Origin of the sequence: Streptomyces sp. (genome assembly GCF_019510245.1) — a bacterium.
Lineage (GTDB): Bacteria > Actinomycetota > Actinomycetes > Streptomycetales > Streptomycetaceae > Streptomyces.
In genome coordinates, this window is sequence record NZ_JAEKKT010000139.1 from 1 (window position 1) to 13,179 (window position 13,179).

10 protein-coding genes and 1 pseudogene are annotated in these 13,179 nt (G+C 72.0%); 4 read left to right on the forward strand and 7 right to left on the reverse strand.

What is annotated here, in order from left to right:
• Positions 1-573 (reverse strand): annotated as a pseudogene (locus JF597_RS21785) (hydrolase); the annotation flags it as partial.
• A gap of 217 nt (positions 574-790) precedes the next feature.
• On the opposite strand from JF597_RS21785, the gene JF597_RS21790 reads away from it, so the two are divergent.
• Complete coding sequence (locus JF597_RS21790) at positions 791-1,054, forward strand: GlsB/YeaQ/YmgE family stress response membrane protein (RefSeq protein WP_293997235.1); 264 nt, start codon at positions 791-793, stop codon at positions 1,052-1,054.
• 111 nt (positions 1,055-1,165) lie between these two features.
• Here JF597_RS21790 and JF597_RS21795 read toward each other — a convergent pair whose 3' ends face one another.
• The 3 genes from JF597_RS21795 to JF597_RS21805 form a co-directional block, all read right to left on the reverse strand.
• On the reverse strand, positions 1,166-1,942 hold the full coding sequence (locus JF597_RS21795) for a GNAT family N-acetyltransferase (protein ID WP_293997237.1): 777 nt from the start codon (positions 1,940-1,942) through the stop codon (positions 1,166-1,168).
• A 94-nt stretch (positions 1,943-2,036) separates the two neighbouring features.
• Positions 2,037-2,891, reverse strand: coding sequence for a GNAT family N-acetyltransferase (locus JF597_RS21800; RefSeq protein ID WP_293997240.1), 855 nt, complete (start codon positions 2,889-2,891; stop codon positions 2,037-2,039).
• A 253-nt stretch (positions 2,892-3,144) separates the two neighbouring features.
• The gene (locus JF597_RS21805; RefSeq protein ID WP_293997242.1) at positions 3,145-3,765 is read right to left on the reverse strand and encodes a chaplin; all 621 of its coding nucleotides are present in this window, start codon (positions 3,763-3,765) and stop codon (positions 3,145-3,147) included.
• Between the two features lie 335 nt (positions 3,766-4,100).
• Here JF597_RS21805 and JF597_RS21810 point away from each other — a divergent pair, with 335 nt between their 5' ends.
• Positions 4,101-5,714: an alpha/beta hydrolase gene (locus JF597_RS21810; protein WP_293997244.1), complete on the forward strand. Its 1,614-nt coding sequence runs from the start codon at positions 4,101-4,103 to the stop codon at positions 5,712-5,714.
• Positions 5,715-5,732: 18 nt separating this feature from the next.
• Here the strand turns inward: JF597_RS21810 and asnB are convergent, their stop codons facing one another.
• Both asnB and JF597_RS21820 read right to left on the reverse strand, forming a co-directional pair.
• Positions 5,733-7,571, reverse strand: a complete 1,839-nt coding sequence (asnB, locus tag JF597_RS21815; protein WP_293997247.1) for an asparagine synthase (glutamine-hydrolyzing) — start codon at positions 7,569-7,571, stop codon at positions 5,733-5,735.
• Between the two features lie 323 nt (positions 7,572-7,894).
• A complete protein-coding gene (locus tag JF597_RS21820) occupies positions 7,895-8,674 on the reverse strand; it encodes an alpha/beta fold hydrolase (RefSeq protein WP_293997250.1) in 780 nt (259 codons plus the stop codon).
• 168 nt (positions 8,675-8,842) lie between these two features.
• On the opposite strand from JF597_RS21820, the gene JF597_RS21825 reads away from it, so the two are divergent.
• Together JF597_RS21825 and JF597_RS21830 are read left to right on the forward strand one after the other, a co-directional pair.
• Positions 8,843-9,937, forward strand: a complete 1,095-nt coding sequence (locus JF597_RS21825; RefSeq protein ID WP_293997252.1) for a chemotaxis protein — start codon at positions 8,843-8,845, stop codon at positions 9,935-9,937.
• A 66-nt stretch (positions 9,938-10,003) separates the two neighbouring features.
• On the forward strand, positions 10,004-11,029 hold the full coding sequence (locus JF597_RS21830; protein ID WP_293997254.1) for a Gfo/Idh/MocA family oxidoreductase: 1,026 nt from the start codon (positions 10,004-10,006) through the stop codon (positions 11,027-11,029).
• Here JF597_RS21830 and JF597_RS21835 read toward each other — a convergent pair.
• On the reverse strand, positions 11,019-13,046 hold the full coding sequence (locus JF597_RS21835; protein ID WP_293997256.1) for a phosphocholine-specific phospholipase C: 2,028 nt from the start codon (positions 13,044-13,046) through the stop codon (positions 11,019-11,021). The genes JF597_RS21830 and JF597_RS21835 overlap by 11 nt on opposite strands.
• Positions 13,047-13,179: the final 133 nt, after the last annotated feature.

Sequence of the window (13,179 nt, forward strand, 5' to 3'; positions counted from 1 at the left end):
GATCGAGAAGCCGAACGGGTCGGTCGAGTCGACGCTGTTGTTGGTCATCAGGTCGTTGAGGATCTCGACCGCGTCGTAGCCGTCGTTGTTGCGGTCGGCCCCGGTGTGGTCGGAGATCATGAACAGCCCGCCGCCGGCCCTCACGAAGTTCATGATCGCCGTCTTCTCCGCGGTCGTGAACAGCGTGTTCGGCTCGGGCAGCACCAGCGCGTCGAACTTCGACAGGTCGGTCGTCGACGAGCCGCCGTAGGTGAGCGCGCTCGTCGCCGTCTTCATGCTGTAACTGCCGGTCTTCTGGAGGGCCACGCCCCACGAGGAGAGTGCGCCGGTCCAGTCGGTCTCCGAGGACGGGGAGGAGTCCTGGGCGAGCGGGTCGGGCTTGCTGGTGGAGATGATCCAGTCCGCGTTGCCGGCCTCCTCGGCGTGGCCGTCGTCGAACAGGACGCGGTAGGTGGTGGCCGCGTGGGCGGGGGCGGCCCCGGTGCCGACCTGGAGGGCGGCTCCCGTGACGAGCAGCCCGAACCCGGCGAGGGCGGTGGTGAGTCTGTGGCGGGATCTGCTGGATCCAAGCATCCGGCGAACCTCCGTGAGGGGGTGGGGTAGAGGCGGTGCGGGCGCCAACTCTGCGCGCGTAGAACGCGTTTGAGATTTCTACACGCGTCGACTCATTGAAAGGTACATGGCATGTCCGGTCGGTGAACAGAAAACCGCTGTAACAACCGGACGGGACTGGCGGCCGATTCAGCGGGCAGATTGGACAGCAGCGGGGTACAGACGAAGAGGGGCGGAAATGGAGATCTCGGGCATCATCAGCGCCATCATCATCGGACTCGTCATCGGTGTGCTGGGGCGCCTGGTCGTCCCCGGCCGCCAGCACATCGGCATCCTGTGGACCATCGTCGTCGGCATCGTGGCGGCCCTGCTGGGCTCGGCGCTCGCGGCGGGCTTCGGCGTGGCCGACACCAAGGGTCCCGACTGGATCGAGTGGTTCATCCAGATCGCCCTGGCGGCGCTGGGGATCGCGGCGCTGGACCGCACCAGGGCGCGCCGGTGACCTGACGCGCGTCGGGCGCGGCGGGACCGTACCGAGGAGCGGTGCGGTCCCGCCGCGCGGGTGCGCCCGGCGACGGTCAGCGGCCCGGCCGACTCCCGCCGCTCGCCGCGCTCACTGCGGAGAGAGGTACGGCGTGGTCGTGGTCAGGGCGTGGAAGCCCAGCCGTTCGAGGATCGGCCGGCTCGTGGGCAACGCGTCCACCTGGAGGTACCGGCAACCGTGGGCGGCGGCCACCCGGGCCCGGTGGGCGACGAGGGCGCGGTACACACCGCGTCCGCGCCACTCCTCGACCGTGCCGCCGCCCCACAGACCGGCGAACCTCGCCCCGGGCACCAGCTCGACCCGGGCGGCGCTGACCGGCTCGTCCCCGGCGAGGGCGACCAACGCGACCATGCTGTCCGGCTGCTCGGCGAGCCGCTCCAGCAGCAGGTGCCGCAGTCGCGAACCGTCGGTGCCGAAGGCCTTCTCGTGCACGTCCACCACGAGTTCGATGCCCGCCCGGTCCGTGGCGGGCACCACGCGTACGCCGTCCGGCAGCCCGGCGTCCAGGCTCAGCCGGGCGACCTCGCCGACCATCAGCGTCTCCTGCGGCTCGGGCCTGAACCCGGCCGCGGTCAGCCGGTCGCCGAGGTCCGACGGCAGGTCGTGGCCGTAGACCTTCCACTCGAACTCCCGCCCCTGGGAGGCGAAGAAGCCGACCTGCGCGGCGATCGCACGATCCGCGGTCGCCTCGTCCAGGTCCGTCCAGAGGACGCCGTTCCATCCCTCGGCGTCCGCCACCTGGCGCACCACCGCACCCACGCGCTCCACCCGGGCGCCGGGCCCGTCGGGCCGGGCGCCCTGGCGCATGTCACGGTCGTACAGAGCGAGCACGGTTCGGTGGTCCATCCGAGCACTCCACCATCCGGGCACGACGGGGGCAACGCCTTTTCCCGCGGCCACCGGATGCCGTGGGGCCGACCGTCGGCCCGGTGGCCGACGGTCAGCCCAGTTCGAGCGTCGTGACGCCGAAGACCCGCTCGCGGGCGTGGTCGCGGACCGGGCCGGTGTACATGCGGGCGGTCTCGAACGAGGGCACGAAGCCGGCCTCCTCGGCGAGGGCGACGCCCGCCGTGCTGGTCTCGGGTACGTCGATGGCGACCTGGCTGCCCGCGGCCTCGGCGGTGAGGGCGGTGAACAGGGCGCGGGCGTCCTCGGCGGTGTCGGCGAAGAGGGGGCCGATGCGCAGGGTGTCGCGGCCGGGGCGGAGCACGCCGTACCCGGTGAGGCGGTCGCCGTCGTGGCGGACGAGGGCCTTGTGCCCGGTGGTGGTCAGCCAGGCGGCCACGAAGCGCGGCCGGTCGGCCGGGCAGCAGGCGCTGTCGTACGCCGTGACGGCGGCCAGGTCGGCGGCGCGGGCGGGCCGGACGCCGGCCGGGGGCTCGGCCGCGGCGGCCTCGCCGACGAACCGGGCGGTGCGGTGGGCGAGTTCGAAGCCGGACTGGCGGTAGTTGTCCTGCTGTGCCACCACGCCGTCCAGGCCGACGGTGCGGTTGCCGGCGTGGGCGAGTGCGGTCTTCCAGGTGGTCAGGCCGTGGCCCCGGCCGCGCAGGTCGGGGCGGACCAGGTACCAGCCGAGGAAGGCGTAGTCGGCACCGTGGTTGACCACGGAGACGGCCGACACCGGTTCGCCGTCGACCCGGCCGACGAAGAACCCGTCGGGGTCCTGGGCGAAGAAGGCGGCGGTGTCCGACAGTCCGGGGTTCCAGCCCTCGTCCGCCGCCCAGCCGACGACCACCGGCCAGTCGTCGGGCGTGGCCCGGGTGACGACGAGGTCCTGGGGGGCCGGAGAGGTCATCGAAGCGCTCCATTTCGTGACGGGGTCCGATCGCGCGGCGACCGGCGCCGCGCGCCCGCAGCATCCTTCCCGATCACAGGGCACCGTGCCACGACGGGATCAAGCCGTTGACGTGCTGCATGCCGCTCCGGTCCACCGGCCGGCCGCTCGGTTCCGGGCGGCCCGCGCTCACGGCGCAGGCCCCACCGGTCGGGGTCCGGTGGGGCCTGCCGATGTGCGGTGCGTCAGCCCGCTCCGGTATCACGCCGGCCGGTCAGCGCGTCCGGCCCGGACGGAAGCGCCGGTGCAGGGCGGTCCCGGCGAGCAGCAGCGCAGCGCTGCCCGCCACGGTGGCGCCGGTGAGGTCCGTACCGGTGTGGGCGAGGGTCGCCTGGGCCAGTGGCACGGCGGGGTGGTGCGCCTTCGGCTCGTGGTGGGCCTTGGGCGGGGCCGGCGGCTTGACGGTGGGCGGCTCCGGGGTCTTCGGCGGGCTGGGGTGGTCGCCGGAGGTGTTCACCGAGGTGTTGCCGGTGACCGGATTCAGGACGCCGACCACGTCCACGCTGTTGCCGCTGACGTTGACCGGGAGGTCGACCGGCAACTGGATGCCGTTGCCGGAGACCACCCCGGGCGAGTCCTCCTCGGCGCCCTGCGCGGTCGCGCCACCGGACGTGGCCGAGCCACCGGGCGCGCCGCCGGTGGCGCCGCGGCCCTCGTTCGCGCAGACGTTGCCGGCTGCCGGGTTCAGCAGCCCCACCACGTTCACGGTGTTCCCGCACACGTTGACCGGGAGGTCGACCGGCAACTGGATGCCGTTGCCGGAGACCACCCCGGGCGAACCGGCCGCGGTACCGGACGCGCCCGCGTCGGCCCAGGCCGGAACCGCCACGGCCATCGCACCGGAGGCGGCAGCGACGGCGACAACACCGTTTCGGGTAACCCGTTTCATAGGTTCCCTGCCTTCCAGACATGATTGCAGGCGCTCGCCCGCAACGGTTAAAACGCAGACGAACCATGTGAGTTATGGCTTATCCACATTTCACCCCATCGAGGGACAGCGATATCGAACCGGCGGCAAAAGTATGCAAGGCATCCGAAAGGTCGTGACCGCGCGCAGGGTAGGGCACCCCGGCCCGCACCGCCCGCCGGGAGGCGGGCCCCGCGGAGCCCGCTTATGGTGAGCGAAAGTCCTGTACCCGGTCCGCCACGGAGCGTCCCTGGAGGCCCTCGATGCCTGCCGTGCCCCGTCACCGGGCCGCCCTGCGGCGCTGCGCCGGCGCCGGCGCTGTCGCGCTGGCCCTGCTCGGCGCCGGGCTGCCCGCGACCCCGGCGGCCGCGGGTGCGGAACAGCCGGACCTGACCCCGTTCTACCGGCAGCAGGTCAGGTGGACGGCGTGCAAGGACGTGGAGCTGCCCAAGGACATGCAGTGCGCCAAGGTCACCGTCCCCCTCGACTACGCACGGCCGGCCGCGGGCACCCTCGACCTTGCGCTGTCCCGCTATCGGGCGACCGGGAAGTCGCGGGGCTCGGTGCTGCTGAACTTCGGCGGCCCGGGCGGCTCGGGGGTCAGCCAGCTCGGGCAGGACGCCAAGGAGTTCATGGGCCTGACCAACGGCTACGACCTGGTCGGCTTCGACCCGCGCGGGGTCGGCCGCTCCTCCCCCGTCAGCTGCGGTGACGGCACCGGCGACCCCTCGGCGGACGCGGGCGACGACGAGCCTCCCGACGTCGCGCGTCCGCAGGCCCTGATGAAGGCGCTGAAGCAGCTCACGCTCCGCTGCACCAGGAACTCGGGTCCCGTGCTGTCCCACATAGGCACCGTGAACGCCTCCCGGGACCTGGACGTCATCCGCCAGGCGCTCGGCGACAGGAAGCTGAACTACCTGGGCTTCTCCTACGGCACCCGGCTCGGCGCGGTGTACGCGGCGCAGTTCCCGTACAACGTGGGCCGGATCGCACTGGACGGGGTGGACACGCTGACCGAGTCGCTGGCCGAGCAGGGGGTCGCCGGGGCCCGGGGGCAGCAGACGGCGCTGGACGACTTCCTGGACTGGTGCGTCACCGACCGCGGGTGCCCGTTCGGGCAGGACCGGCGCAAGGCCGGCGACGCGGTCGTGAAGCTGGTGCGCTCCCTCGACGAGGACCCGGTGCCCTCCGACTTCGGCGGCCCGTTCACCGGGCAGGACCTGGTGGACGCCGTCGGGCAGGGGCTCTACGGCAAGGACCTGTGGCCGCTGCTGGAACGGGCGCTGGCCGCACTGACCGACGACGGCGACACCCGGGGGCTGCAGAACCTCTCATCCGGCGGCTACGCGCTTCCGCACGGGCAGCACAGGCCGGGCGGCGGGCTCGTGGGCAGCGCGGACATCCCCGTGGACAACCTGTCGGCCGCGCTGATGGCGATCAACTGCGCCGACGACCCGGACCGGCCGAGCGCCGGGCGACTCACCCGGGATCTCGCCCGGCTCGACAAGGAGTACCAGCAGGCGTCCCCGGTGTTCGGCCGGTTCCGGCTGACCCAGGTGCTGCTGTGCTATGGCCGGCCGCGCGGCACCGACTTCATCCGCGACGAGGTGAAGAACGTGCCCTCCGCCCCGATGCTGCTCGTGGGCACCCGTGGTGACCCGGCGACGCCGTACAGCTGGACGGTGGAGACGGCGAAGCGGCTCGGCCCGGCGGCCGTGGTGCTGGACAACAGGGGCGACGGCCACACCGGGTACACGTCGTCCACGTGCGTGCATGCCAAGGTCGACGACTTCCTGCTCTACGGCACGCTGCCGCCCGACGGCAGTTCCTGCCCGGCGGACGGTGACGGCGGCGCCGTCACCGACTCGTCGGACTGAGGCCCGGGGGCATAGGGCTCAGGCGAGGGTGAGCTCCGGGTCGTAGAGGTCGATCCACTGGGCCATGTCGAGGGTGCGTTCCAGGCCGCGCCGGTCGGCCTGGGTGCTCAGCTCGGCCCGGTGCGCGGCCCGGTCGGCCTTCTCCCGGTCGACGAGCTCGAACACCCGGTGGTCGGGCCGGGCCACCAGGTCCTTGACCTGGTCCTGGAGGGCGCGGCCGTACTCCGGGTCCTGGGTGGACGGGTAGGGGCTCTTGACCCGGTCGTACACGGACTGCGGGAGGACGTCCCGGGTGGCCTCCCGGAGCAGGGTCTTCTCGCGGCCGTCGAAGGACTTGAGGGCCCAGGGCGCGTTGTAGACGTACTCGACGAGCCGGTGGTCGCAGAACGGGACCCGGACCTCCAGGCCGACGGCCATGCTCATCCGGTCCTTGCGGTCGAGCAGGATACGGACGAAGCGGGTGAGGTGCAGGTGACTCATGCGCCGCATCCGGTACTCGAAGTCGCTCTCGCCGTCCAGGCGCTGGATGCCGGCGACGGCGGAGTGGTAGGCGTCGGCGACGTAGTTCTCCAGGTCGAGGGACTTGGCGAGGTCCGTGCGCAGGACGCCGGCGTCGTCGCCGAAGTGCCGGGCGAACTGGTGGAGCCAGGGGAAGGTGTCGGCGGTGCGGGCCCCCTCGTCGAAGAACTGCAGGTAGCCGCCGAACACCTCGTCGGCGGACTCGCCGGACAGCGCGACGGTGGACTGGTCACGGACGGCCCGGAACAGCAGCAGGAGCGAGGTGTCCATGTCACCGAACCCGGCCGGCAGGTCGCGGGCCCGGATCACCCGCTCGCGGACCGCGAGGTCGGCGAGGCTGGCCACGTCGAGGACGATGTCCTGGTGGTCGGTGCGGGCCAGGCGGGCCACGTCGTGCACGAAGGGCGTGTCGGGGGTGGTGCGCAGCTCGTCCGCGACGAAGTTGTCCGTCCGGCCGACGAAGTCGACGGCGAAGCTGCGGACCTTCTCCCCCTGCACGGCGAGCTGCCGGGCGGCGAGGGCGGTCATGGCGGAGGAGTCGAGGCCGCCGGAGAGCAGGGTGCAGCGGGGCACGTCGGCGACCAGCTGGCGGCGCACGATGTCGTCGAGGAGTTCGCGGACGGTGGCGACGGTGGTGGCCCGGTCGTCGGGGTGGGGGCGGGTCTCCAGCCGCCAGTAGACCCGGGTGTGCAGGCCGTGGCGGTCGACGGTGACGACCGTGCCGGGCTCCACCTCGTGCATGCCCTCCCACACGGCGCGCCCGGGGCTCTTCACCATGGTGAACAGTTCACGCAGGCCGTCCAGGCCGACGCGGGGACGGACCAGCGGGTTGGCCAGGATCGCCTTGGGTTCGGAGCCGAACAGGACGCCGTCCGGGGTCGGGTACATGTAGAAGGGCTTGATGCCCATGCGGTCGCGGATCATCACGAGCTTGTCGTGGCGGCCGTCCCAGACGGCGAAGGCGTACATGCCGTTGAGCCGCTCGGCGACGGCGTCGCCCCACTCCACATAGCCGCGGAGCACCACCTCGGTGTCGGAGTCGGTGGTGAACCGGTGACCGCGGGCGGCGAGTTCGCGGCGCAGCTCGGTGAAGTTGTAGGCCTCGCCGGAGTAGACCATCGCGACCGTGCCGTCCGGGGTGCGGACGGTCATCGGCTGGCGGCCACCGGGCAGGTCGATGATCGCGAGCCGGCGGTGGCCCAGGGCGGCCGGGCCCTCGCTCCAGGTGCCCCGGTCGTCCGGGCCGCGGCAGGCCATGGTCTCCGTCATTGCATCCAATGCGCGCTTCTCGGTGGTGAGGTCACGGTCGAAGGAGACCCAGCCGGTGATGCCACACATGCGTTACCTCCTGCTGCCGGTCAGCCGGGTCATGCGCGCCACCTGCGGTTCTGCGGCGCAGACAATTGCCCAAGCGAACCACTTGTATTCAGCACCTATATGACGAGCGTGCGCCCGGGACCTCGGCCGGTCAACTTGGCCGTAACACGAACGGAGTACCACACCCCCCCTTTCGGACGCGCTTTGCCCGCGCGAGGTCCGCGAACCCGCCTCGCACCGGGCTCCGTCCGCCCCGAACAGGCCAAGCGCAAAAAGTTCCCCAAACGGGTCGGCGCCGCGGCTTTCGCCGGGCGCCGGTCACGTGGTGCTGTCGCGGGTGCGCGCTAAGCGGCCGGCGTCAGGAACCGGTCCAGCACCGCCGTCAGCTCGGCCGGCCGCTCCACCGGAAGCTCGTGGCCCGCGTCGATGATCCGGACCTCGGCGTCGGGGTAGGCCTTGGCCATCCGCAGCATCTGTCCCAACGGCAACTGGATGTCGTGGTAGCCGTGCACCATCAGGGTGGGCGCGGTGATCTCGCCGGCCCGGTCGAGGACGTCGAAGGCCCGCATGGCGCCGTACAGCGTCATGACGACCTCACGCGGGGTGCCGGCGGAGGCGCGCACGTACTCCCGGATCTGCTCGCGCGGGTAGCCGGGGGCGAAGGCACGCTGGATGTTGGCGGCGACGAACAGCTTGAACGGCACGAGGGTCGAGGCCGCCATCAGCAGCCCGCGGCCGCGGCTGTACGTCATCCGCGCGATGGAGTTGACCAGCACCATCCGCTCGACGCGCTCGGGGTGGGCGAGCGCGAGGGTCTGGGAGATCATGCCGCCCATGGAATGGCCGACGGGGACGAAGCGGTCCACCTCCAGGTGGTCGAGGAGCGCGACCACGTCCTGGGCCAGTTCGGCGACCGTCTTCACACCGGCCCCGGTGCTCTCGCCGTGCCCGCGCAGGTCGAGCCGGATCACCCGGCGCCCTGTGGCGAAGTGCGCCACCTGGTGGTCCCAGCGGTGCCGGTTCGCGGTCCAGCCGTGGATGAACACCAGGGGCGCCGCGCCGCCGTCGCGGGGGCCCTCGTCGTCGTACGTCAGTGCCGCTCCGTCGACTTCGAACTGCGGCATGAGGGCCTCCTGGGGCGTGATCCGGTTACTGCCGGGTACGGTAACCGGCCGTCCGGCCCGCCGTCACCGGCCGCCGGGCCTCAACACGGTTACGGCGCACGCCGGATCTCACGACACCGGCGAATTACCCCAAATGCCGCAATGGCGAATCGGTCTTATGGTGCTGATATGGAGCACGCACTCAGTCCTTCGACCCTTGCCGAGCTGCGCCGCCCGCGCCCCTACCCCGCCGTGTCGGTGCTGACTCCGACGCACCGCCGCGAGCCCGACAGCGCCCAGGACCCCGTCCGGCTGCGCAATGTCGTGGCCGAGGCGAAGAAGCAGCTGGAGGCGGATCCCGCGGTCACCCGGGACCGGCGCTCCGACGTGGTCAGCCAGCTCGAACAGGCGCTCGCCGAGGTCGACCTGACGTACACCGAGGACGGCCTGGTGATCTTCGCCGCGCCGGGTGAGCACCAGGTGTGGTCGCTGGCCCGCAGCGTGCCCGAGCGCGTGGTGCTCTCGGACACCTTCCTGACCCGCAACCTGGTCTCGGCGCAGGCGGCCGAGCGCCCCTTCTGGGTGCTCTCGCTCTCGGCCGACCGCGTCACGCTGTGGAACGGCGGCGTCGACCGCGTCACCGAGAGCCGGTCCGGCGGTTTCCCGATGGACCGCCCGCAGCGGAACTTCGACGCCGAGCGACAGGAGCAGATCGGCGACACGCCCAGCACCTTCCGCGACGAGGACACCAAGCACTTCCTGCGGGACGCGAACACCGCGATGGCGGCACTGCTGCGCGACGAGCCGCGGCCGCTGTACGTCACCGGTGAGCAGGCCGCGCTCTCCCTGTGGGAGGAGCTCGGAAACGTCGCCAGGCACAGCATCCCCGTGCGGCACGGCGGTCTCTCGCACGCCGGCCCGGAGGCCGTGTGGCAGGCGATCACTCCGCTCCTCCAGGCGGAGAACCGCCGGAGCGCCGCGTCGGTGACCCGGGAACTCGAGTCCGCGCGCGGTCACAAGACGTTCGCGGCCGGTGTCGACGAGGTCTGGCAGAACGCCCGCGAGGGCCGTGTCCGGCTGCTCGCCGTGGAGGAGAACTACCGCACCACGGTCCGCGACGACGGCGACCACCTGATCCCGGCCGTGAGCGGTGACCTGGACGCCCGCGACGACATCGTGGACGAGATCGTGGAGCAGTGCCTGGAGACCGGCGCCGACGTCCGCTTCGTCCCCGACGGCACTCTGGGCGACGAGAACGGCATCGCCGGCGTGCTGCGCTACTGACGAACCCCTCATCCGGCCGACGTAGGCTCAGGATCGTGATCGTCGGCCGAGACGGAGTGTGTGGGCGTGGCTGAGTTGCTGGGCGTCGCGGTGCTGGGTGCCGGACACATGGGTGCCGACCACATACGACGGCTGGACCGGGTGATCAGCGGCGCGAGGGTGGCCGCGGTGGCCGACCCCGACCTCGACCGCGCCAAGGAGGCGGCGGCCGGTCTGGACGGGGTCACCGTGCACGCGGATCCGCTGCCAGCCCTGGCCGCGCCGGGCGTCGAGGCCGTGCTGATCGCCTCTCCGGGCCCGGCGCACGAGGAGCCGCTGCTCGCCTCCTTCGAGCACGGGCTCCCGGTGCTGTGCGAGAAGCCCATGGTGCCGGACTCCACCGGGGCGCTGCGGGTGGTGGAGGCCGAGGCGAGGCTCGGGCGCAGGCTGGCGCAGATCGGGTTCATGCGCCGTTACGACGCCGAGTACGGGCGCCTGAAGTCGCTGCTGGACTCCGGAAGCCTGGGCCGCCCGCTGATGCTGCACTGCACCCACCGCAACGTGTCCTCGCCGCCCGGCTTCACCAGCGCGATGCTGATCAACAGCTCGGTGTCGCACGAGATCGACGCGGCCCGCTGGCTGCTCGGCCAGGAGCTGACCGCGGTGACGGTGCTGCGGCCGCGGCCCTCCGCGGACGCCCCCGAGGGGCTGCTCGACCCGCAGCTGGTGCTGTTCGAGACCGACGGGGGCGCCGTCGTCGACGTCGAGGTCTTCGTGAACTGCGGTTTCGGCTACCAGGTGCGCTGCGAGGCCGTGTGCGAGCGAGGCAGCGCCCGGATCGGCGAGGACCACACCATGCTGGTCACCGCGGGCGGCGGCGCCCGCGAGGAGGTGGCCCAGGACTACCTGGTGCGGTTCGCCGACGCCTACGACCGCGAGGTGCAGGCCTGGGTGGACGCCACCCGGCAGGGCCGGGTCACCGGGCCGGGCGCCTGGGACGGCTACGCCTCCTCCGTGGTCGCCGAGGCCGGGGTCCGGGCGCTGGAGACCGGCGGCCGTACGACAGTCGAGCTCGCCCCGCGCCCGGACCTGTACGCGGACCTCAGCCGCTGACGGAGGCGGCGCCCGTCTCCAGATGGCCGGTGAACCGGCGCGACCAGGTCGCGTCGGAGTCCACCGTGATCGTGAAGTCGTACCAGCCGCCCTGGTAGGCGACGGCGTTGAAGTAGTCCTCGGCAGTGGCGGCCGCCGCGACCGTGTACGTCCAGGGGCCGTCGGTGCGGTAGTTGTTCGAGGTGATGGTGAACTTCGCCGGCGAGCTTGCGGAGTTGGCCATCCTGAACCAGACGGCGAGCTTGCCGGTGCCGGGCTCCACGGCGTAACGGGTGCTCACCTCGGCCGACTTGCCGGCCTTGGCGGCGTCGCCCTGGAAGCGGCGCAGGAAGCGGTTGGGGCCGACCATGGTGATGTCGTACCTGCCGGCGCCGTACCCGGTGCCGATGTTGAAGTAGTCGGAGGCCGTGGAGCCCGCGTCCACCGTGTACTGCCAGGGGGTGGTGTCCCGGTAGGCGTTCGGGTGGACGGAGAAGTGGGCCGCCCGGGTGGCCTGGGTGCCCTGGTTGGCCATGGTGAAGAAGGCGCGGACGGTGCCGCCGGTCCCGAACTCCAGGTGGTCCAGGTAGCCGTTCGGCTGGTAGGGCAGCGCGCGGGCCGGGCGGATGCCGGTCTCCTGGGCGGGCAAGGCGTTGGTGGTGGGCACCGGGTTGGGCAGCGGTCCGCAGGTGGAGTAGCCGATGACGCCGGTCGCGGGCAGGGGGACGGCGCCGTGGACCGGGTTGGCGAAGTCGAAGACGCCGGTCAGGTCGCCGCTCACGGCGCGCCGCCACACGCTGATGTTGGGGCATTTCGCGGGTGTGCCGAGGGCCGCCGTCCAGGTCTCCAGGAAGCGCAGCACCGAGGTGTGCTCGAAGACCTCGGAGGAGACCCAGCCGCCGCGGGTCCAGGGCGAGATGACGATCATCGGGACCCGGAAGCCGAAGCCGTAGGGCACGCCGTTCAGGAACTCCCCGGCCGTGCCGGCGGGCGGGGCCGGGGGCGGGACGTGGTCGAAGTAGCCGTCGTTCTCGTCGTAGTTGAGGAACAGGACGGTGGAGTCGAAGACGTCCGGGTCGGCGGCGAGGGCCTGGTAGACCAGGCTGACGAAGTGGGCGCCGTCGCCGGGCGGGGCGTAGGGGTGCTCGGAGAAGGCCTGGTTGGCGACCACCCAGGAGACCTGCGGGAGGGTGCCGGCGACGACGTCGGCCTTGATCGCCGCGGCGATGTCGTCGGGGGTGGAGCCGCTCACCGCGGGGACGGAGGACATGCCCCGGTCGTGGAGCGGGTTGCCCGCTGTGGCGTTCGCGAAGTTCCAGAAGTAGGCGCAGCCGTTGTCACCGTAGTTGTCCTGGGCGTTCTGGTAGACCTTCCAGGTCACTCCGGCGCTCTGCAGGGCCTCGGCGTAGTTCTGCCAGGTCAGGCCGGACTCGTCGCCGCCGTCGTAGCTGGAGGCGTCGACCTTGCCGCTCCACAGGTAGGTGCGGTTGGGGCCGGTGGCGCTGAGGGTGGAGCAGAAGTAGGCGTCGCAGATCGTGTAGTTGTCGGCGAGCGCGTAGTGGAAGGGGATGTCGGCGCGGTCCAGGTAGCCGAGGGACCGCACGTTGCCGACGCCCGCGACCCAGTTGTCGAGGCGGCTCTTGTTCCAGGCGGAGTGCTGGGAGGACCAGGAGTGCGGGAGGTCGCCGTTGCACTGGGCGAGGGTCTCGCCGTCCTTGCCGCCGGCGTCCGGGGTGGCGCTGAGCTTCCACGGGTACTGACGGCCCGTGCCGTTCGGCTGGTCGAAGACCGTGTGGCCGCCGCTGAGGGTGATGCCGCTGCGGTCCGCGAAGCCGCGGACGCCCCTGAGGCGCCCGAAGTAGTGGTCGAAGCTGCGGTTCTCCTGCATGAGGATCACCACGTGCTTGACGTCCGAGATCGTGCCGGTCGCCGTGCTCTGGGCCACGGCCGCGGTCCGTGGGCCGGCGGCGCCCACCGTCATGCCCGCCGCAACGGAAGCGCCCAGTCCCACGAAGCCTCTTCGGCTGATCGGTGTCATTCGCCCCGTCCTCGTCACCGGTGCGCCCGTGCGGCACACCGCGCGCCAGGGTGCACGGGGCGGTCGGCAGGCTCCGGACCGGATCGGTGAGGCGGGAGTGAACAAGAGTCAAAGTCCGGTCGGTGGCGCCCCG